Annotated in this window: 16 protein-coding genes and 1 pseudogene; 3 read left to right on the forward strand and 14 right to left on the reverse strand. The window is 73.0% G+C overall.

From position 1 onward, the window contains the following. Window positions 1-39 precede the first annotated feature (39 nt). From cobA to ACIQNG_RS29795, 9 genes are all read right to left on the reverse strand, one after another. Window positions 40-1278 carry a uroporphyrinogen-III C-methyltransferase gene (gene cobA, locus ACIQNG_RS29755; protein ID WP_401489273.1) on the reverse strand — a complete coding sequence of 413 codons (1239 nt, stop codon included), beginning with the start codon at window positions 1276-1278 and terminating at the stop codon, window positions 40-42. A gap of 430 nt (window positions 1279-1708) precedes the next feature. Then, complete coding sequence (gene cobT / locus ACIQNG_RS29760; RefSeq protein WP_401489275.1) at window positions 1709-5758, reverse strand: nicotinate-nucleotide--dimethylbenzimidazole phosphoribosyltransferase; 4050 nt, start codon at window positions 5756-5758, stop codon at window positions 1709-1711. A gap of 430 nt (window positions 5759-6188) precedes the next feature. Continuing rightward, on the reverse strand, window positions 6189-7394 hold the full coding sequence (cbiE, locus tag ACIQNG_RS29765) for a precorrin-6y C5,15-methyltransferase (decarboxylating) subunit CbiE (protein ID WP_401429292.1): 1206 nt from the start codon (window positions 7392-7394) through the stop codon (window positions 6189-6191). Window positions 7395-7540: 146 nt separating this feature from the next. Then, entirely contained in the window at window positions 7541-8179 is a 639-nt protein-coding gene (locus tag ACIQNG_RS29770; RefSeq protein ID WP_401489278.1) for a GNAT family N-acetyltransferase, read from the reverse strand. A 182-nt stretch (window positions 8180-8361) separates the two neighbouring features. Further along, a complete protein-coding gene (locus ACIQNG_RS29775; RefSeq protein WP_401489280.1) occupies window positions 8362-9198 on the reverse strand; it encodes a MetQ/NlpA family ABC transporter substrate-binding protein in 837 nt (278 codons plus the stop codon). A gap of 21 nt (window positions 9199-9219) precedes the next feature. Next, complete coding sequence (locus tag ACIQNG_RS29780; protein ID WP_401489282.1) at window positions 9220-10053, reverse strand: MetQ/NlpA family ABC transporter substrate-binding protein; 834 nt, start codon at window positions 10051-10053, stop codon at window positions 9220-9222. Between the two features lie 141 nt (window positions 10054-10194). Then, window positions 10195-10932, reverse strand: a complete 738-nt coding sequence (locus tag ACIQNG_RS29785) for a methionine ABC transporter permease (RefSeq protein ID WP_401489283.1) — start codon at window positions 10930-10932, stop codon at window positions 10195-10197. Beyond that, window positions 10929-12035: a methionine ABC transporter ATP-binding protein gene (locus ACIQNG_RS29790; RefSeq protein WP_401489284.1), complete on the reverse strand. Its 1107-nt coding sequence runs from the start codon at window positions 12033-12035 to the stop codon at window positions 10929-10931. Before ACIQNG_RS29790 ends, ACIQNG_RS29785 begins: the two co-directional genes overlap by 4 nt. A 440-nt stretch (window positions 12036-12475) precedes the next feature. Then, entirely contained in the window at window positions 12476-13126 is a 651-nt protein-coding gene (locus ACIQNG_RS29795) for an HAD family hydrolase (protein WP_401489286.1), read from the reverse strand. Between the two features lie 70 nt (window positions 13127-13196). On the opposite strand from ACIQNG_RS29795, the gene ACIQNG_RS29800 reads away from it, so the two are divergent. Together ACIQNG_RS29800 and ACIQNG_RS29805 are read left to right on the forward strand one after the other, a co-directional pair. Beyond that, window positions 13197-13556: a hypothetical protein gene (locus tag ACIQNG_RS29800; RefSeq protein ID WP_401489288.1), complete on the forward strand. Its 360-nt coding sequence runs from the start codon at window positions 13197-13199 to the stop codon at window positions 13554-13556. Between the two features lies 1 nt (window position 13557). Further along, window positions 13558-14016 carry a hypothetical protein gene (locus tag ACIQNG_RS29805; protein WP_401489290.1) on the forward strand — a complete coding sequence of 153 codons (459 nt, stop codon included), beginning with the start codon at window positions 13558-13560 and terminating at the stop codon, window positions 14014-14016. Window positions 14017-14059: 43 nt separating this feature from the next. Here the strand turns inward: ACIQNG_RS29805 and ACIQNG_RS29810 are convergent, their stop codons facing one another. Together ACIQNG_RS29810 and ACIQNG_RS29815 are read right to left on the reverse strand one after the other, a co-directional pair. Beyond that, a complete protein-coding gene (locus ACIQNG_RS29810) occupies window positions 14060-14551 on the reverse strand; it encodes a GNAT family N-acetyltransferase (protein WP_401429271.1) in 492 nt (163 codons plus the stop codon). 196 nt (window positions 14552-14747) lie between these two features. Beyond that, window positions 14748-15932: a glycerophosphodiester phosphodiesterase gene (locus ACIQNG_RS29815; protein WP_401489303.1), complete on the reverse strand. Its 1185-nt coding sequence runs from the start codon at window positions 15930-15932 to the stop codon at window positions 14748-14750. 390 nt (window positions 15933-16322) lie between these two features. On the opposite strand from ACIQNG_RS29815, the gene ACIQNG_RS29820 reads away from it, so the two are divergent. Next, window positions 16323-17003, forward strand: coding sequence for a lysophospholipid acyltransferase family protein (locus ACIQNG_RS29820; RefSeq protein ID WP_401429265.1), 681 nt, complete (start codon window positions 16323-16325; stop codon window positions 17001-17003). A gap of 72 nt (window positions 17004-17075) precedes the next feature. Here ACIQNG_RS29820 and ACIQNG_RS29825 read toward each other — a convergent pair. The 3 genes and pseudogenes from ACIQNG_RS29825 to ACIQNG_RS29835 all read right to left on the reverse strand — a co-directional run. Continuing rightward, window positions 17076-17522, reverse strand: a pseudogene (locus ACIQNG_RS29825) (VWA domain-containing protein); the annotation flags it as partial. A gap of 97 nt (window positions 17523-17619) precedes the next feature. After that, window positions 17620-18537: a DUF58 domain-containing protein gene (locus ACIQNG_RS29830; protein WP_401489292.1), complete on the reverse strand. Its 918-nt coding sequence runs from the start codon at window positions 18535-18537 to the stop codon at window positions 17620-17622. Further along, the gene (locus ACIQNG_RS29835) at window positions 18534-19514 is read right to left on the reverse strand and encodes an AAA family ATPase (RefSeq protein ID WP_401489294.1); all 981 of its coding nucleotides are present in this window, start codon (window positions 19512-19514) and stop codon (window positions 18534-18536) included. Before ACIQNG_RS29835 ends, ACIQNG_RS29830 begins: the two co-directional genes overlap by 4 nt. Window positions 19515-19692: the final 178 nt, after the last annotated feature.

Genomic DNA, 19692 nt, shown 5'->3' on the forward strand with positions numbered 1-19692 from the left:
TGCGGTGCCAACGGCTCGGAACGGGTCTGTAACCCGGGGTTACTCGGACGGGCGGGGGCCGACGGTGACGACCGCGCCCATGACGATCACGGACGGCGGTTTCACTTCGTGGACCCGGACCGTCTCCTCGACGTCCGCGAGGGTGGTGTCGACCCGGCGCTGACCGGCCGTCGTGCCCTCCTGGACCAGGGCGACCGGGGTGTCCGGGGACTTGCCGTGGGCGATCAGGGTCTCGGCGATCCTGCCGATCTTGTCGACGCCCATCAGGATCACCAGGGTGCCGGAGAGCCCCGCGACGGACGCCCAGTCGACCAGGGAGCGCTCGTCGTCGGGCGCGATGTGGCCGCTGACGACGGTGAACTCATGGGCGACCCCGCGATGGGTGACCGGGATACCGGCCGCGCCGGGCACCGAGATCGAACTGGAGATGCCGGGTACGACCGTGCAGGGGATGCCGGCCTCCGCGAGCGCCTGCACCTCCTCCATGCCACGGCCGTAGACATAGGGGTCGCCGCCCTTGAGCCGGACGACGGACTTGCCCTGCCGCGCGTGTTCGATCAGGGCGTTGTTGATGGCCTCCTGGGCCATGAAACGGCCGTACGGGATCTTCGCGGCGTCGATGACCTCGACGTGCGGCGGGAGTTCGGCGAGCAGGTCGCGCGGGCCGAGGCGGTCGGTGATGACGACATCGGCCTCGGCGAGCAGCCGGCGACCGCGCACGGTGATCAGGTCGGGGTCGCCGGGGCCGCCGCCGACGAGGGCCACACCGGGGGTCCGGGTGCGGTGGTGGGGGGCGACGAGGGTGCCGTCGCGCAGGCCCGCCACGACCGCGTCCCGTACGGCCGCCGTGTGCCGGGGGTCGCGGGCCTTGCGGTCGGTGGTGAGGATCGCGACGGTGACGCCTTCGCTGTGGCCGGTCGCCGGGGTCCAGGCGGTGGCCGCGTCGGCGTCGTCCGCGCGGACCGCCCACACGCGGTGGCGCTCCGCCTCGGCGGAGGCCCGGGCGTTGGCCTCGGGGTCGCTGGTGGCGATCAGGGCGTACCAGGCGTCGGCGAGGTCACCGTCCGCGTAGGCGCGGCGCTCCCAGGTCAGCTCGCCGGTGTCCGCCATCGCCTCGACGGAGGCGGTGGCCCCCGGGGAGACGAGCAGGATGTCCGCGCCGGCCGCGATGAGGGCGGGCAGGCGGCGCTGGGCGACCTGACCGGCGCCGAGGACGACGACCTTGCGGCCGGTGAGGCGGAGTCCTACCGGGTAGGCGGGGTGTTCTGCCGTAGCCATAGGGAGGCTCCTTGTACGGACGGGGCGGCGCCGGACGGGGGCAGCGCCGGGCGGGGCACTGTCCTGACGTGCGGATTTTATGCCGAGTGGGGCGGGGCGGAGGAGACGGGAGGGGTGGAGGGGAAGGTGGGGGTGGAGGGGAAGGTGGGGGTGGAGGGGGTAGAGAGGGCGGGGCCGCGGCGGGGGCGCAGGGGGCGGGCGCTGACGGGGAGGCGCGCTGAGGGGCTCGGCTGTCGGCGGGTCGGGGGGGGACACGAACGAATCCGCCCGGCCTGGTCCGGTCGGGGCCGGTCCGGTCGGGGGCCCATCGGGGCCGGTCCTGCCGGGGCGCCCACCGGGGTCGGACCTGCCCCGGTAGGCCCTGCCGGAGCCGGTCTACCGGGGCCGGTCCTGCTGGGGCAGGGCCGGCCCCGCTCGGCCGCCGCCTCTCCTACTTCTCCGTCACGCCCGCCGAGTCGAACGTCGCCACCTCGTGCATCGCGCGGGCCGTGCTCTGGACCATCGGGAGGGCGAGGAGGGCGCCGGTGCCCTCGCCGAGCCGGAGGTCGAGGTCGACCAGCGGGCGCAGGCCCAGCTTGGTGAGGGCGGCGATATGGCCGGGCTCGGCGCTGCGGTGGCCCGCGATGCACGCGGCCAGCACCTCGGGGGCGATGGCCCGGGCGACCAGGGCGGCGGCCCCGGCGCTGACGCCGTCCAGGATGACCGGCGTCCGCAGGGACGCGCCGCCCAGCAGCAGGCCGACCATCGCCGCGTGCTCCAGACCGCCGAACGCGGCGAGGACACCGATGGGGTCGGCCGGGTCGGGCTGGTGGAGTTCGATGGCGCGGCGGACGACCTCGGTCTTGCGGGCGAGGGTCTCGTCGTTGATGCCGGTGCCCCGGCCGGTGACCTCCGCGGGGTCGGTGTCCGTGAAGACCGAGATGAGGGCGGCCGACGCGGTGGTGTTCGCGATGCCCATCTCCCCGGTCAGCAGGGCCTTGTTGCCGGCCGCGACCAGATCGCGGGCGGTCTCGATGCCCACCTCGATGGCCGCCCTGGCCTCCTCGCGGGTCATCGCCGGGCCGGTGGTCATGTCGGCGGTGCCCGAGCGGACCTTGCGGGGCAGCAGGCCCGGGGTGGCCGGGAGGTCGGCGGCGACGCCCACGTCCACCACGCACACCTCGGCGCCGACCTGGCTCGCGAACGCGTTGCAGACCGCTCCCCCGCCGAGGAAGTTGGCCACCATCTGGGCCGTGACCTCCTGCGGCCAGTGGGTGACGCCCTGGGCGTGCACCCCGTGGTCACCGGCGAAGACGGCGACGGCCGCGGGCTCCGGGATGGGCGGCGGGCACTGCCGGGAGAGCCCGGCGAGCTGAGCGGAGATGATCTCCAGCATGCCGAGCGCCCCGGCCGGTTTGGTCATCCGCTTCTGCCGCTCCCACGCCTCGCCGAGCGCCTTGGCGTCCAGCGGGCGGATCTGGGCGACGGTCTCCCCGAGCAGGTCGTGCGGCTCCTCGCCGGGCAGGGCGCGGCGGCCGTACGTCTCCTCGTGGACGACCCACGACAGCGGGCGGCGCTTGGACCAGCCGGCCTGGGCGAGTTCGGGCTCGTCCGGGAACTCGTCGACATAGCCGACGCAGAGGTACGCCACGACCTCCAGGTGTTCGGGCAGGCCGAGGGCGCGGACCATCTCCCGCTCGTCGAAGAAGCTGACCCAGCCGACGCCGAGGCCCTCGGCGCGGGCGGCGAGCCAGAGGTTCTCGACGGCGAGCGCGGAGGAATACGGCGCCATCTGCGGCTGGGTGTGCCGACCGAGGGTGTGCCGGCCGCCGCGGGTGGGGTCGGCGGTGACGACGATGTTGACCGGGGTGTCGAGGATGGCCTCGATCTTCAGTTCCTTGAACTGCTTGGCCCGGCCCTTGGGCAGCGACTTCGCGTAGGCATCGCGCTGGCGCATGGCCAGTTCGTGCATCGCGCGGCGGGTGTCGGCGGAGCGGATGACCACGAAGTCCCAGGGCTGGGAGTGGCCGACGGAGGGCGCATGGTGCGCGGCCTCCAGGACCCGGAGCAGCACCTCGTGCGGGATGGGGTCGCTGCGGAAGCCGTTGCGGATGTCGCGCCGCTCGCGCATGACCTTCAGTACGGCCTCGCGCTCGGCGTCGTCGTAGGCGGGGGCGGCCGGTCCGGTGGACTGCCGCGCCTCAGCCTCGGGGGCCGTGCTCACTTCTTCGTGGACTTCCTGGGCTGTGGGGGGTTCCTGGACGGGGAGGGACTCCTGGAGTTCCTGAGGCTCCTGGAGTTCCTGGGGTTCCTGGAGTTCCTGGGGTTCCTGAGGCTCCTGCGCTTCCCGTGCCTGCCGGTGCTCACGACCCGCCGCGTCCTCCTGCTCGGCGTCGCGGGTGTCCAGGTCGTCGGCGTTCTGCACGAGCGCGACCTCGGGCTCGCGTTCGGCCTCGGGCTCGAACTCGGGCTGGGGCTCGTCGGCCGGGGCAGACGTCGGGGCAGGTGCCGGGGCAGTTGCCGGGGCGGGCTGGGCCGCGCGCGGTGCGGGGACCGTGGCGACGGGCTCCTGCCGGAACGCCTCCGGCGGTACGGAGAGCGGGTGCGGCGGGGTCGGGGCCAGGTGGGGGGTGGTCGGCACCTGTCCCGTGACCGGCACGAACTCGCCCAGCGGCTCGCCGGGGTGGGGCTCGGTCGGGAGGGCCGCGGCGGGCGGCGGTACCGCGGTGGGGGCCGGCGCCTCGGCCGGCAGCGGGGTGCCGTCGGGCGGGGTGTCGGCCGCATCGGCGTCGGGCTGCGCGGGCGTCTGGGACATGGCTACGGATACGGGGCCCGGCTGGGGGGTGTTCGGCGGTACGGCGACCTGGGCGGCCGGGTCGACGGCCTCGGGGACCGACCCGGGTGGTGCCGGTGCCGCGGGCCCGGCGGCCACGGGCTGCTGGTCGGCCTCGGGGGCGGCGGAACCCTGGGAGGGCTCCTCGGCAGGGGCGGCGGGTACGGCGGTGGCCTGCGGCTGCTCGGATCTCTGGGCGGCGGGTGCTGTCGTACCCGAGTCGTCGGCCACGGGAGCGGCCGGTTCCTCGGTCGGCGGGGCCGCGGGCGGCTGGGCCACCGGAGCGGCATCGGCCGCGGCGGGCATGGGCTCCGCAGCCGCGACAGGTACGGCAGGGGCGGCGGGTACGGCGGTGGCGACGGGCGGCTCGGCGGGAACGCCGGGGGCGGCAGCGGCCGGTGCCTGGGCCGTCGCCGCGTCCTGGGCGTCGGCAACGGGCACGTGGTCGGCGGGAGTCGGCGTGCCGACGGCCGGGGTCGGGGGCTGGGGCTGGGTCGGAGGCTGGGCCTCGGCCTGGGTCGTACCGTCGGCCGGGGCGGCGCCGGTCGGCTCCACCGGAGCCGGAGCCGAAACCGGATCCGCAGCCGGAGCCGCAGCGGGAGCCTCGGCCGGACCCGCAACCGGAGCCGGACCCTCAGCCGAAGCCGGACCCTGAGCCGAAGCCGGACCCTGAGCCGAAGCCGAAGCCCGTGCCGGACCCGCAGCCGCGACCGGCGGCTGAGCCGAGTCCTCCGGTGTACCGGCGATCGCGGGAACCGCCGCCGTAGCGGCAGCCGGGGTCTCCTGCGCGGTGGCCGCCAGGACAGCGTCGGGCTCAGCCGCGTCCGGCGACTGCTCTGCGTTCTCCGCGTCGTCCGCCGGCGCGTCGCCCGGACCGTCGGCGAGTTCCTGGGCGGCCGGACCGGCGTCCGGCACCGCGGCGGGAGCGGCCTCGGCCGCCGGCTGCTGAGGCTCCGGCCGCTGGAGTTCCGGCTGGCTCTGGACCGCCACCGGAACTGCCACCGGAACCGCCACCGGAACTGCCACCGGAACCGCCGCCGGAACTGCCGTCGGAACCGCCGCCGGGGCGGGGCCGGCGGCGACCGGCGGGGCAACCGTTTCGGCAGGGTCCGCGACCAGGACGGACGCGGGAACCGGCCCGGCCGCCGCCGCACCCCAGGGGGCCGCGCCCTGCGGGGCTCCGTTCTGGACGCCGTTCGGGACGCCCTCGGGGTGGCGCGGCGCGTCGACGTACCCGGCGGGCTCGGGAGCGGACGGGGCCGAGGGGCGGGGCGCGACACCCGCGGGGCCCCGGTCGGCGAGGGAGCGGACCGGGCTGGCGGAGGCGTCGGGGGTGGGCGGGCCCAGGTGGAGCGGGCGGCGCGGGGCCGCCGACGCGACCGGGACCGGACCGGGCAGGTGGACCCCGTTGAGGTCGACGCTGCCGGTGTCGGGGCCGGCCGTCTCGTGCGGGGCGGGTCGGTGCACGGCCTCCACGACCGGCTCGGGCGGGGGCGGAGCCACCTCGTTGCCCCAGGCGCCCTGGGCGCCCGGCAGCAGCAGGTCTTCGTCCTCGGCGGGACTCTCGGAGAGGTAGGTGAAGGCCGCGGGCGCAGGGACGCCCGGCTGGTCAGCCGTGCCTGTCTGCTCCGGCAGTCCCTCGCCCGGGACCTGGCCGGTGTCCGTCATGCGTACCCCTCGCCCATCGGTTAGTGCTCCTGCCAGCTCACCCGGAACGGCGCACCGACCGCCCCGCAGTGAGAACGAGCGTGCGTGCCCAGCGGCACGAACGACCCGCCGGAAAAGACGACAAAGCCATACGGTGGCATTCTCGCGGTCGATCCCCCGCCACGACAGCTTGATCCGCGACGGCCCGCTGTGGACTGCGCCACGTTGCGCGTCCTCCGGTGCTGCCGTACCACACCCTTCCCAAAACGGGCGGGTTTTCCGGACATTGGCCGACGAAGCGACGGGCGTCCGGCTGCGGTACAACGATCGGCCAGCCTACCGCGCGCGGTATGACAAGCGGATCACCGGGAGGGGTGGGACGTCCCGTTCCACCCGTTTCGCACCCTCGGATTCTCCGGTTTCGTGGCTCGATCGCAGGGTCGGTCGGCCGTTATGCGCGCCCGAGTTCCGCGCTCAGGGAGAAGGAGACGCTCCGCTCGGTCTCCGTCCAGGCCCGGGTGTCGAGTTCCACGGACTGGAGGAGTGCGCACGCGACCCGGTAGCCGTGCTCGGTCAGCTCACGGCCGACGCGTTCCGCAGCGTCGCGGGTGGCGGCGTGGGTGACGATCCGCTGGGGGCGGCGGTCGGCGACGGCGGACACCACGGCCGCTCCCCCGCCGCCGATCCGGACGACGTCGGGTTCGGGGAGGTTCTCCAGGATGTGCGGGGCGGTGCCGAACACGATCTGGAGTTGTACCCCGAAGCGGCGGGCGGCGGCCTCGGTGCGGGCGCAGGCGCGCGGGTCGTGGTCGACGGCGATCACGGCGGCGCCGGCCGTGGCGGCCTCGGTGGCGAAGGCGCCGCTGCCGCAGCCGATGTCCCAGACCAGGTCGCCGACGCGAGGGCCGAGGCGGGCCAGTTGGGCGGCGCGCAGCACCTCCCGTTCACCCTCGGCGAGTGCACCGTCGTAGGACTCGGGGGGACGGGTCCAGCCGCGCGGGCCGGCGGCCGGGTCGCGGCCGGCGATCCAGCCGCCGCCCTCGACATGGCCGACGGGGCCGCCGATGACGATGACGACATTGGGGTCGCGCCAGGTGTGGTCGGCGGCCTTGTCGGAGGTGACGACGGAGACCTGTTCGCGGTCGGTGCCCAGTTCCTCGCAGACGACGAAGGTGCGGTGCACTCCGTCGAGGAGGAGACCGAGTTCGGCGGGGCCGGCGCCGGGTGCGGTGAGCACGGCAACCTTGGTGTGGGCGCGGCATACGTTCACCGCGCGGCGCAGGGTGCGGGGGTGTGCGACCACCACCTGGGCGTCGTCCCAGGGCATGCCCGCGCGGGCGAAGGCGGCGGCCACCGGGGAGACCCCGGGGACGACCTCGACCTCCAGGCCGAACTCGGGGTCGCGCAGGGTGCGTACGACACCGAAGAAGCCGGGGTCGCCGTCGGCGAAGACCACGGCGGTGCCGCGGTGGGCGGCGACCCGGCGGGCGGCGAGGGCGACGCTGCCGAGGCGGACGCGCTCGGCGGGGCCGGGCACCTCGGGCAGTGCCAGATGGTGGGGGGCACCGGCCACGAGCGTGGCGGCGCGGAGGGCGGAGCGAGCCGCGGCGGTCAGCGGCGAGCCGTCCCAGCCGATCACCGTGACCCGGTCGGCCATGGTCGTCAGTCTCCAGGGGTTTACGCAGATCGTGGGGGTGGGGGTGTGCTGGTGCGCTCGCGGCGGGCGCGGGCCCCGTGAGCGTACCCCGCCGTGCGGTGCGGCCGGGGCAGCGGGCGGGTCGGCGGCGTGGGTGCCGGTCCCGGTCAGTTCCAGTCGGGGTAGGAGGTGAATCCCCCGGTGTCGGCGAGTTGACCGCCGGTGCCTTCGAGGTCTTCGGGCAGGAGGCTCCAGACGATGTAGTCGGTGCGGGTCCGGGTCCAGACGCCGTTCTCCGCGCGGACGCGCGCTATGCAGGCGCCGCGCAGGACGCCCTCGCTGATGCAGCCGATCTTCTGGGCGACCTGCTGGGCGGCGGTGTTGTCGGCGGCGGTGCGCAGTTCGATGCGTTCGAAGGTCTGGTCGTGGAACAGCCAGCGGGCGGTGGCGAGCGCGGCCTCGGAGGCGTAGCCCTCGCCTCTGGCCCAGGGGGCGACGATGTACTGGAGTTCGGTGGAGCGGACGTGCCAGTCGGTCGCGCCGAGCCGGATGGCGCCCACCAGTCGCTGGGTGAGGAACTCGGTGACGGCGAGATCGAGGCCGCGGCCGTTGGCGCGGGCGGCGGGGGCGGTCTCGGTGATCCAGCGGTGGGCGGCCCGTTCGGTGGCGGGGTGCGGTACGTCGGTCCAGGCGACGACCTGCTCGTCGGTCATCATCTCGGCGAGGGCGGGAACGTCGTCCGTCTCCAGGGGACGCAGCACCAACCGCTCCGTGCTGATGGAGATGGTGGGGAAGGTGCTCGTCATGCGCCGCTCCGTAACCGTCGGATGACCTGTGGAACCGTCAGGCCCTGGTGAACTGCCCAGCATGCAGCATCGCGGCGCCGGAACGCACCACGGGGTGCGCTCCGTGAGGGGAGCGCACCCCGTGGTGCGTGGCGGGTGCCGGCCCTCGGGGATCCCGTGGGGCGCGGCGGTCGGGCGCCGGGTCAGGCCGGGGTGACCGGCAGGACGGAGCCCTGGTAGGTGTCCTCGATGAACGTCCTGACCTCGGCGGAGCCGAGCAGTTGCACGAGTTCGGCGATCCTCGGGTCGTCCTCGTCGCCCTTCTTGACGGCGAGGACGTTGGCGTAGGGGTTGTCCTTCGCCGACTCCAGCAGGACGGCGTCCTTGGCCGGGCTCAGACCGGCGTCCTGCGCGAAGTTGTTGTTGATGACCGCGGCGGCCACGTCGTCCAGGGAGCGGGGCAGTTGGGCGGGTTCCAGTTCCTTGAAGGTCAGGTTCTTGGGGTTGGCCGTGATGTCCGCGGGGGACGCGTCGGTGCCGGCGTCCTTCTTGAGGGTGATGATGCCCTCGGCGGCCAGCAGGCGCAGCGCCCGGCCCTCGTTGGTGGTGTCGTTGGGCACCGCGACGGTGGCTCCGTCGGGCAGGTCGGCGACGCCTGAGACCTGCTTCGAGTAGACGCCCATGGGCGGCAGATAGGCGTCCGCGACGGGGACCAGGTCGGTGCCCTTGGCCTCGTTGAAGTCCTCCAGGTAGGGCTTGTTCTGGTACAGGTTCGCGTCCAGCGAGCCTTCCTGGAGGGCGGTGTTGGGCACGACGTAGTCGGTGAACTCGCGGATCTCCAGGGAGAGCCCGGCGTCGTCGGCGAGGTGGTCCTTGATGTAGGTCAGGACCTCGCCGGCCGGGACGGCGGTGGCGCCGACGACGAGGGTGTCGTCGGCCCCGGAGCCGCCGGAGTCGGAGCCGGAGCCGCAGGCGGTGAGCCCGAGGGTGAGGGTGAGGGCGAGTGCGGTGGTGGTGAGCAGTGTGCTGCGGCGCTTCATGGTGTTCTCGCTCCGCGGTGCTCAGAAGGCCGCGACGACGGAGCCGTCGTAGGTGTCGTCGATGTACTTCTTCACCTCGGGCGAGGTGAGCAGCTTGGCGAGCTTCTCGACGCGCGGGTCGTCCTCGTTGCCCTTCTTGACGGCGAGGAAGTTGCCGTAGGGGTTGTTCTCGGGGGCCTCGGCGGCGAGCGCGTCCTCGGCCGGGCTGAGGTCGGCCTCCAGGGCGTAGTTGCCATTGATCACGGCGGCGTCGACATCGCTGACGGAGCGCGGCAGGAGGGCCGCCTCCAACTCCTTGAACTGGAGGTTCTTCGGGTTGGACGCGATGTCCTTGGGGGTCGCCTCGTAGCCGACGCCGGACTTCAGCTCGATGAGTCCGTTGGCTTCCAGCAGCTTGAGGGCGCGGGCCTCGTTGGTCGTGTCGTTGGGGATCGCGACCGTGGCGCCCTTCTTGAGGTCGGCGAGGTCCTTGAGTCCCTCGGAGTAGACGCCGAGGGGCTCCAGGTGGACGGTGGCGCCGGGGACGGCGACGATGTCGGTGCCGTTCTTCTTGTTGAAGTCGTCCAGGTAGGGCTGGTGCTGGAAGTAGTTGGCGTCGACCTCGCCCTGCTGGACGGCCGTGTTGGGGGTCACGTAGTCGGTGAACTCCTTGACCTCCAGTTCGAGGCCGGCGTCCTTGGCGAGGTTGTCCTTGACGTAGGTGAGGATCTGGCCCTGCGGGGTCGCGGTGGCGGCCACGGTCAGCGGGCCGCTCGCGTCGGAGCCGGAGTCCTGGTCGGAGCCGCAGGCGGTGAGCCCGAGGGTGAGGGCTCCGGCGGCGAGGACAGCGGTGGTGATCTTGGCGGTGTTACGCACGAAAAGTGCCTTTCCTTGGGTGGTGCGGCCCCGCGGTGGTGTGCGGGGAGTCCGGGGAGTCTGGGGAGAGAAGAGAGCCAGGAGCGGGAGGCGGCGGACGAGTGAGACGAGGGGGACGGGACGGAAGGGGCCGTGACGCAGTCAGACGGCCTTGCCGATCTCGGCGGTGCCGGTCTCCTTGGCGCGGAGCAGGGCGAGCCGGGGCATCGGTCCTGAGCGTCCGCCGCGTCGGTGCAGCGAGCGGGCGGCGAAGTCGCCGGCGAACTGGATCAGCGAGATCACGACGGCCAGGATGGCCACGGTGATCCACATCAGGCCGGTCTCGAAGCGCTGGTAGCCGTAGCGGATGGCGAGGTCGCCGAGGCCGCCGCCGCCGACCGTGCCGGCCATGGCGGAGTAGCCGATGAGCGCGATGACGGTGGTCGTGGTGGAGGCGATCAGCGAGGGCAGCGCCTCGGGGACCAGGACCTTGCGGACGATGGTCGCGGTGTTGCCGCCCATCGACTGCACGGCCTCGACCAGCCCGTGGTCCACCTCGCGGATCGCGGTCTCGACCAGCCGGGCGAAGAACGGGATCCCGCCGATGGCGAGCGGGACGATGGCGGCCTCGCTGCCGATGGTGGTGCCGGTGACCCAGCGGGTGAAGCCCATCAGCGCGACCATCAGGATGATGAACGGCATCGAGCGGCCGATGTTCACGATCTGCCCGATGACCTTGTTCACCAGGGTGTTCTGGAGCAGGCCGCCGCGGTCGGTGAGGACGAGCAGGACGCCGATGGGCAGGCCGACGGCGACCGCGATCAGGGTGGCCCAGCCGACCATGACGAGGGTCTCGGTACACGCCTGCTCCAGCAGGGGACGCATCTCGGACCAGGTCACTTGGCACCTTCCTTCACCAGCGGGGTGCCCGGGGCGGTGCCCGAGGCGGTGCCCGAGGCGGTGCCCGGGGCGAGGCCCGGGGCGGGCGGGGCGGCGGGCTCCTCGCCCACGACGTCGATCTGGAGGCCCTGCTCGCGCAGGAAGCCGACGGGGACGACGTTGTCCTCGTAGCGGCCGGGGAGTTCGATGCGCATCCGGCCGACCTGGAGGCCGCCGACGGTGTCGATGGCGGCGCCGAGGATGGAGATGTCGATGTTGTAGGTGCGGGCCAGCTGGGAGATGACCGGCTGGGTGGCGGCCTCGCCGTGGAAGGTGACGTCGAGGACGGTCCGGTCGTCGGCCGAGGCGTCGCCGCCCACCGGGAAGAGCGCGGCGGCCAGCTGGGAGCCGGGGGTGGCGAGGAGTTCGCTGACCGTGCCGGACTCCACGATGCGGCCCCGGTCCATGAGGGCGGCGGAGTCGCAGACGCTCTTGACGACGTCCATCTCGTGGGTGATGAGCAGGACGGTCAGTCCGAGCTGCTGGTTGAGATCGCGCAGCAGCCCCAGGATCGAGCGGGTGGTCTCGGGGTCGAGGGCGCTGGTGGCCTCGTCGGAGAGCAGCACCTTGGGGTCGCCGGCCAGGGCGCGGGCGATGCCGACGCGCTGCTTCTGGCCGCCGGAGAGCTGGGCCGGGTAGGACCTGGCCTTGTCGGCGAGGCCGACCAGGTCGAGCAGCTCCAGGGCCTTGAGGGAACGTTCCTTCCCTGTCTTGCCGAGGATCTCCAGCGGAAGCTCCACATTGTCCTGCACGGTCCGTGAGGAGAGCAGGTTGAAGTGCTGGAAGACCATGCCGATCCGGCTGCGCGCCCGCCGCAGGTCCTTGGTCGCCCGGTGGCCGCGTCCGGCGAGGGCGGTGAGGTCCTGGCCGGCCACGGTGACCGTGCCGGAGGTGGGGCGCTCCAGGAGGTTGACACAGCGGATGAGGGAGGACTTCCCGGCGCCGGACTGGCCGATGACGCCGTAGACCTCGCCTTCGCGTACGTGCAGATCGACGCCGTCGAGGGCGGTGATCTCACGGCCGCGCGAGCGGTAGACCTTGGTCAGGTCCGTTGTCGTGATCACTGGGGATTTCCGTCACTGTCGAGTGCGGGCGTGGTGGTGCGCCGTGCACGGGTGCATACGGTCGGGCACGCGGCATGGTTCTCGCGGTGGCGATGGAACGGGAACCGGGGAGAACATGTGCGCGGGGCGGGCTCGGTCCCGTAGGGGGTCCTGTCACAGGTCAGGTCACAGGACGGGTGGGGGGACATGAGCGGTCTCGCTGGCGGTCTCGCTTCGGGGCGCGAGGCTCTCGGTGGTGCGGGGGCCCTCTAGAAAGCGCGCATTCGACACATACAGCGAGCACCGGGCGTCGTGGTCGCCTCGGTCGCAAGGGTGCGGCTGCTCGTCGTGGTCATGCGGATCAGTAAAGCAGACGTATGGTCCTTACCGGTCACCGCTGTCCGGATACTGGACAGCGGTGGACGGTCGCCGGAGGTCGGCGCCGGTGACATCACGGCCGGTCAGGGGCGGGCGGAGATCTCCACTCCCCCGTCCGTGACCAGCACGGACAGGGCGCCGAGGTGCTCCACCACCAGATCGGCGTCGAGTTCGTCCGCCCGGTGGGTTGTGGCCAACGCCACGGTGGTCATCCCGGCGGCGCGGCCCGCGGCGAGGCCCACCGGGGCGTCCTCGAAGACCACACAGCGGGCGGGGTCGACGCCCAGCTCACGGGCGGCGAGCACATACGGCTCGGGGTCGGGCTTGCCGCGGGTGACGTCCTCGGCGGTGATCAGCTTCTTCGGGAGGATGCCGACGGCCTCCAGGCGGGCCTCGGCGAGCCGCCGGGTCGCGGAGGTGACGATCGCCCAGCGGTCGGCGGGCAGCGCGTCCAGGACGGCGCGGGTGCCGGGCAGCAGATGGACGCCGCCGTTCGCCACGTCCGCCACTTCCAGGTGTTCGATGCGGGCGACGGCCCGCGCCACGGTGTCGGCGGGCAGCAGGTCGGCGGCTATCTCGGCGGCGGTACGGCCGTGCAGTGCCACGCGGGCGAAGTCCTCGGCGGTGATCCCGTACTCCTGCGCCCACTGGGTCCAGCAGCGGTTCACGGAGTCGAGGGAGGAGACGAGTGTGCCGTCGTTGTCGAAGAGGAGGGCTTCTGCCTGGATGGTCATGACTTCGACCCTACGTGGCAGCCCGGGGGCGACGGCATCGGGCGGTTCGGACCGTAATAGGGTCGGCCCCATGCTTGATGCCCTGACCCTGGCGACCGGCGTCGCCGGGCTGCTGCTGGCCGCGTGGTGCGGCTGGGCCGCGTACCGGGACCAGCCGACCAAGGACTGGCACTTCATCGGTATGGCCGTGGTGTCGCTGCTCGCGCTGATCCAGCTCGTGGCCGGGATCGTGCTGCTCGCTCAGGGCGAGAAGCCGGACCAGGGCACGACGATCTTCGTGGCGTATCTGATCGGCTCGTTCGCGTGCGTCCCGGCCGCCGGGTTCATGTCGCTGGCCGAGCGGACCAAGTGGGGATCGGTGACGGTGGCCGCCGGCGGTGTCGTGCTGGCGGTTCTGGAGGTACGGCTCTATGACATCTGGGCGGGCTGACATGACGTCCGGGCAGACCGGGGAGAGCGGGACGGCGGCGCCGCGGCCCGGCGGGAGCGGCGGGGCCCGGCTCATCGGCGGCCCCGGCATCCTCCTGGTGTGGCTCTACGGCGTGATGGTCGTCGGGGCCGTGTCGCGCTCCACGCTGCAGATCGCGACCGAGTTCGACAAGGCACCGCTCGCCTACACGCTGTCCGCGCTCGCCGGGGTCGTCTACGGCTTCATCACCTACTCGCTGGTGCGCGGCGGGGAGACGGCGCGGCGGGCGGCGTTCGTGTGCTGTGCGGTGGAGCTGGCCGGGGTGCTGGGGGTGGGGACCTGGACCCTGGTCGAGCCGTCCGCGTTCCCCGACTCGACCGTGTGGTCGGACTTCGGGATGGGGTATCTGTTCATCCCGGTGCTGCTGCCCGTCACCGCCATGTACTGGCTGCGGAAGGCACGGAGCGAGCAGCGGGGCTGAGCCCCGTCGGCGGCCTTCCCGCCGCCCCCGTCCCGCCGTCCGCTCAGGCGGTCTGGGCGTACGCCTGCTTCTCCAGGACGATCATCTCGACGCCGTCCTTGCCCTGTTCTGTGCCTACGGTCTCGTAGCCGACCTTGCGGTAGAGGCGGAGGTTGCCCTCGCTGCGGTGGCCGGTGTGGAGGCGGAAGCGCCGGGTGCCGTGGCGGTCGGCGAGGGCGGACTCGGCGGCCTTGAGGAGCCGGGCGCCGATGCCGTGGCCCTGGAGGCGGGGGTGGACGCAGAGCCGGCCGATGGAGGCGGCGCCGTCCTCGGTGACCGCGCCGCGCACCGCTCCGACCACCTCGTCGCCGAGCCGGGCCACGTAGACGCAGTCGCCGGCGATCTCCTCGCGGACCGAGTCCAGGGTCTCGACCAACGGGTCGATGCGGTAGTTGCCGTACAGCGCGGCCTCGCTCTGGAAGCACAGGTACTGCAGCTTGAAGATCTGCTCGGCGTCGCTCTCGACCGCCTCGGAGATGACCACGCTCATGCCCATGTGTGCATGCCTCCCGCTCACCTGTCGCCCTGTTGTCCCTCACTCCTATCCCCGTGCTCCACCGGCCGCAACCTCCGGGGCACGCATTGGTCGCACACATACCGGGCATCCGGCGCGTTCCGGGCCGAGATCGTCCTGTGAGATACCCAACTCCCCCGCCGCCGCCCGGGGGACGGTGCCCACGGGGGGGCGGTGCTCAGTCGCCGACGAAGTCCGCCCGGGCCAGCAGCGCGGTGTCCGGCTGGTCGGTGAAGACACCGTCGATGCCGGTGGCGAAGTACGTCCGGTAGAGGCCGAAGACATCGCCGTAGGCGTCCGCGTCGGTGCCCTTGCGGAAGGCCGGGGGGAGGAAGGGGTTCTCGTTGCGCAGGGTGTAGGGGTGCAGGAGCAGGCCCACCTTGTGCGCGTCGGCGACCAGCGTGCTCGGCCGGGTGAGGTTGCCGGAGGCGTCCTTCGGGATGACGAGGTCCAGGGTGGGGCCGATGCCGTCGGCGTAGGCGGCGATCTCGCGCAGGCCGGCCGGCTTGACCAGATCGGCGACGGTGCGGGGGTCGCCGGACTCCACGAAGTCCCAGGGCCGGGTGTTCGCGCCGGACAGCAGCACCACCAGCGGGTTGTCCACCAGCCGGTTCAGCCGCTCGATGCTGGTCGGCTCGAAGGACTGGAGGACGACCGGCGAGTTCCGCCGGTCCCGGCGGTGCTTGCGCAGCACCTTCGCCACCCGCTCCTCCAGGGCGAGGCCCTGCGCGCGGAAGTAGGTGGGGTGCTTCAGCTCGGGGTAGATCCACACCTGCTTGCCGCGCTTGCGGGTCTGCTCCTGCTGCCAGGTGAGCACCTCTTCGAAGGTGGGGATCGCCCAGCGGCCGTCGTAGAGGGTGTTGTGCGGGCGGTTGGCCGGGATGCGCTCGGTGGCGCGCAGGGTCTTCAGCTCGGCGAGCGTGAAGTCCTCGGTGAACCAGCCGGTGGTAGGGACGCCGTCGAGCGACTTGGTCCTCTTGCGGTCGGCGAACTCGGGGTGCCGCGCGACGTCCGTGGTGCCGCCGATCTCCGGTTCGTGGCGGCAGACCAGATGGCCGTCCTTGGTGGGGACCAGGTCACCGGCCTCCACGATGTCGGCGCCGAGGTCGAGGGCGAGCTGATAGGCGCCGAGGGTGTGCTCGGGGCGGTAGCCGCTGGCTCCGCGGTGGCCGATGACGGTCGGCCTGGGCAGGCTCCGCAGCCCACCGCCACCACCGCGCGGGTCGGCGCTCGCCGTGCCGGACAGTCCGAGGACGGCCCCGCCCGCGCCGAGCACGGCGGCACCGAGCAGGGTCCGCCGTCCCGTGTGCGCCCCGCTCCTCGCCGGGCTCCCCGCCTGCTCGTTCGGCTCCTGCGATCCCATCAGCGGCCTCCTCGCCGTCCGTGCCGCGCGCCGCCACCCCGGCGGGCGCCCCTCCGGCCGTACGCCGGGTGGTGCGCGCCGATCGTACGAGGGGGGACATGACCTGCGGGAGGCCCCGACTCGAACACCTGGCTGACGCTGGATGTCGTGGGGAAGGCGGGGATCTGACGGCGTGTCGGGGGCCGCGACATCCGTCACATCGTCACGCGCGGATGACGGGCCGGGGACGGGTGTCGGGCGCGGCGGCGCCGCAGGTGAACGCCGGTCACCTCCAGGTAAGACCTCTGTGAACCCGATGTGCGCCGACCGGTGTACCGCGAGTATCGTCCTCACCTGCACCGACCCACATCCGCCCGGATCGCCTCGAAACCCTTGACACCGGAGGGCCCGTTGTCCCGCTTCGCGCTCATCAAGGCAGTGCTCGGACCGATCATGCGCCTGATGTTCCGCCCCCGGGTGGAGGGAGTGGAGCACATCCCCGGCGACGGCCCGGTGATCCTGGCCGGCAATCACCTCACGTTCATCGACTCGGTGCTCATGCCGCTGGTCTGCGATCGCCAGGTGTTCTTCATCGGCAAGGACGAGTACGTCACCGGCAAGGGGCTCAAGGGCCGGGTGATGGCCTGGTTCTTCACCGGGGTCGGCATGATCCCCGTGGACCGCGACGGCGGCAAGGGCGGGGTCGCGGCGCTCATGACCGGCCGCCGGATCCTGGAGGAGGGCCGGGTCTTCGGTATCTACCCGGAGGGCACCCGCTCCCCCGACGGACGGCTGTACCGGGGGCGCACCGGGATCGCGCGGCTGACGCTGATGACGGGGGCGCCGGTTGTGCCGTTCGCGATGATCGGCACGGACAAGATCCAGCCGAGCGGTGCGGGGATGCCGCGGATCGGCCGGGTACGGGTGACCGTCCGGTTCGGGGAGGCGCTGGAGTTCTCCCGGTACGAGGGGATGGACCGCGACCGCTATGTGCTGCGGGCGGTGACCGACTCGGTGATGACCGAGGTGATGCGGCTGTCCGGGCAGGAGTACGTGGACATGTACGCCACCAAGGCCAGGGACGCGGCGTAGCTCCTCGGCGACGACCGCGTCGCCGATGGCGGTGCCCTCGCCCGTCTCCAGCCGCTCGATGGCGTTGCGCAGCACGTCGCGGTCGGTGGTGGGCGCGACCGCGACGGAGGCGGAGCCGCTGAACGGGACCAGTCCGGCGTTGAAGCGTGCGGGCAGCCGGTCGACGAAGGCGAGCGCGGCGTCCCGCGCGGCCTCGAAGCGGTTGGGCGCGATGTCCGTGGCCTCCATGGACACCGACACGTCGAACGCGACGACGATCGTGGCGCGCTCCCTGGGCACCTGGACGTCGGTCGTCGGACGGGCGAAGCCGACGACGAGCAGGCCGAGGGTGGCGCAGAAGGCGAGTGCCGGAAGGTGCCGGCGCCGGCCGGGGCGGCGGGGGGCGACCTTGTCCAGCAGATCGAGGTTGGTGAACCGGACCGCGTAGCGTCCGCGACGGCGCTGCACCAGCGCGTAGGCGACGATCAGTGCGGCCAGCGGCAGCAGGAGCAGCAGCCAGCCGGGCGAACGCAGGCTCATCGGGTTGCCTCCCTGGGCTGCACCGGATGCCGTCCATGAGCCCCGGCGGGCTCGGCCGCCCGTGTCGCGGGGTCCGTCGGACCGTTCTCGGAGGGGTTCACGCCGCGCCGCCGCCCGTTCGGCGGCGCTGGGTCTCGACGTGGCGGGCGATGTCGCGGACCCAGTCCCGGTCGGTGCGCAGCCGCAGATGGGCGGCGCCGGAGCGGCGGATGGACTGCCGGATCAGGGCCCGCTGCTCCAGCGCGGCCTGCGCGTAGCGGTCGCGCAGCCGACGGGAGTGGGTGGGTATCTCGCGGCGGCGGCCGGTCTCGGGGTCCACGACGGTGAGCAGTCCGACGGAGGGCAGTTCCAGTTCACGGGGGTCGATCGTCTCGACGGCGAGGACCTGGTGGCGCCGGGCGGCGACGCGCAGCGGTTGTTCCCAGCCGGTCTCCAGGAAGTCGGAGATCACCGCGACCATGCCGCCGGCGGGCAGTTCGCGCAGTGCGTGGACGGTCTGGCCGAGGGTGTGTTCGGGGATGCCGGGGGCGACGCGCGGCCGGTCCAGGGCGGCGTGGAGGAGGGCCAGGAGATGCCGGCGGCCGGCGCGGGGCGGGATCCGGGTGATGCCGTCGGGGCCGGTGAGCTGGGCGCCGAGCCGGTTGCCTGCGCGTTCGGTGAGGAAGGCGACGGCCGCGGCGGCGCCCACCGCGAGGTCCCGTTTCTCCATGCGCGCGGTGCCGAAGTCCATGCTGGCGGAGGCGTCGAGGACGATCCAGGTGGTCAGTTCGCGGTCGGCGACGGTGTGGCGGACGTGCGGGACGGTGGTGCGGGCGGTGGCGTTCCAGTCCATCCGGCGGACGTCGTCGCCGATGACGTACGGCCGGGTCTCGGAGACCTCGCTGCCGGGTCCGGGGACGAGGGAGGTGTGGTCGCCCTGGAGGAGCCCGTCGGGGCGGCGGGTGAAGAGGAGTTCCAGGTGTTTGAGGGCCTGCTCCGGGGTGAGTTCGCGCAGGGTGGGGCTGCCTCCGCTCATGCGACGGACTCCTCGGCGACCCGGCGCGGGCTGATCCGGGGCTGCTCCACGGCGGCGAGTACCTGGTCCACGATCCGGGCCGCGGTGATGCCGTCGGCGAGCGCGTCGAAGGAGAGCACCAGCCGGTGGGCGACGACCTCGTGGGTGAGGTCGTGGACGTCCTCGGGCAGGACGTAGCCGCGTCCGCGCAGCAGGGCGAGGGCCCGGGCGGCGGTGACCAGGCCGAGGGTGGCGCGCGGTCCGGCGCCGTGGGCGACCGGCCCGGTGGGACCGGCGAGTTCGCGGGTGGTGAGGACGAGCCGTACGGCGTACTCGGCGACCGCGTGGTGGACGAACACCTCGTCGGCGGCGCGCTGGAGGGCGATGAGGGTGTCCGGGGTGAGGACCCGGCGGGGGCGTGGCGGGTCGACGCTCATCCGGTAGAGGATGGCGAGTTCCTCGGACTCGGTGGGCGCGGGGACCTCGACCTTGAGGAGGAAGCGGTCGCGCTGGGCCTCGGGGAGTGGGTAGACGCCCTCGGACTCGATGGGGTTCTGGGTGGCGAGGACGAGGAACGGCTCGGGGACGGAGAGGGTGGTGCCGCCGATGGACACCTGGTGCTCGCCCATGACCTCCAGCAGTGCCGACTGGACTTTCGCCGGGGCGCGGTTGATCTCGTCGGCGAGGACGACATGGGCCATCACGGGGCCCGGTTCGATGTCGAAGGTCTCGCGTGAGGGGCGGTAGATGCGGGTGCCGGTGATGTCGGAGGGCACCAGGTCGGGGGTGAACTGGAGCCGGGCGAAGTGTCCGCCGGCCACGTGGGCGAGGGTCTTGGCGGCCAGCGTCTTGGCGACGCCGGGGACGCCTTCCAGCAGGCAGTGCCCGCGGGCCAGGACCGCGGTGAACATCCGTTCCACCATCCGGTCCTGGCCCACGATCACCCGCTTGACCTCGAAGAGCGCCTCTTCGAGGAGCTTGCCTCCGGTGGCGGTCACAGGGACTCGGCCGGGAGGTCGGCCCCGCTCGGCGACGAGGGGGTTCCGCCGTCCTTCCAGGGGCAGTCCTCGTCGCCGGCGACCTAGGGGGTGTCCGCAATGTCGGTGGGGAGCCAGAGTCGTAGGCAGGCGAGGGTGGTCAGGGCTTTGTAGTGGCGGGCTCGTTTGTCGTAGCGGG

This window comes from Streptomyces sp. NPDC091377, from assembly GCF_044757045.1.
In the GTDB taxonomy this organism is placed as follows: Bacteria; Actinomycetota; Actinomycetes; order Streptomycetales; family Streptomycetaceae; genus Streptomyces.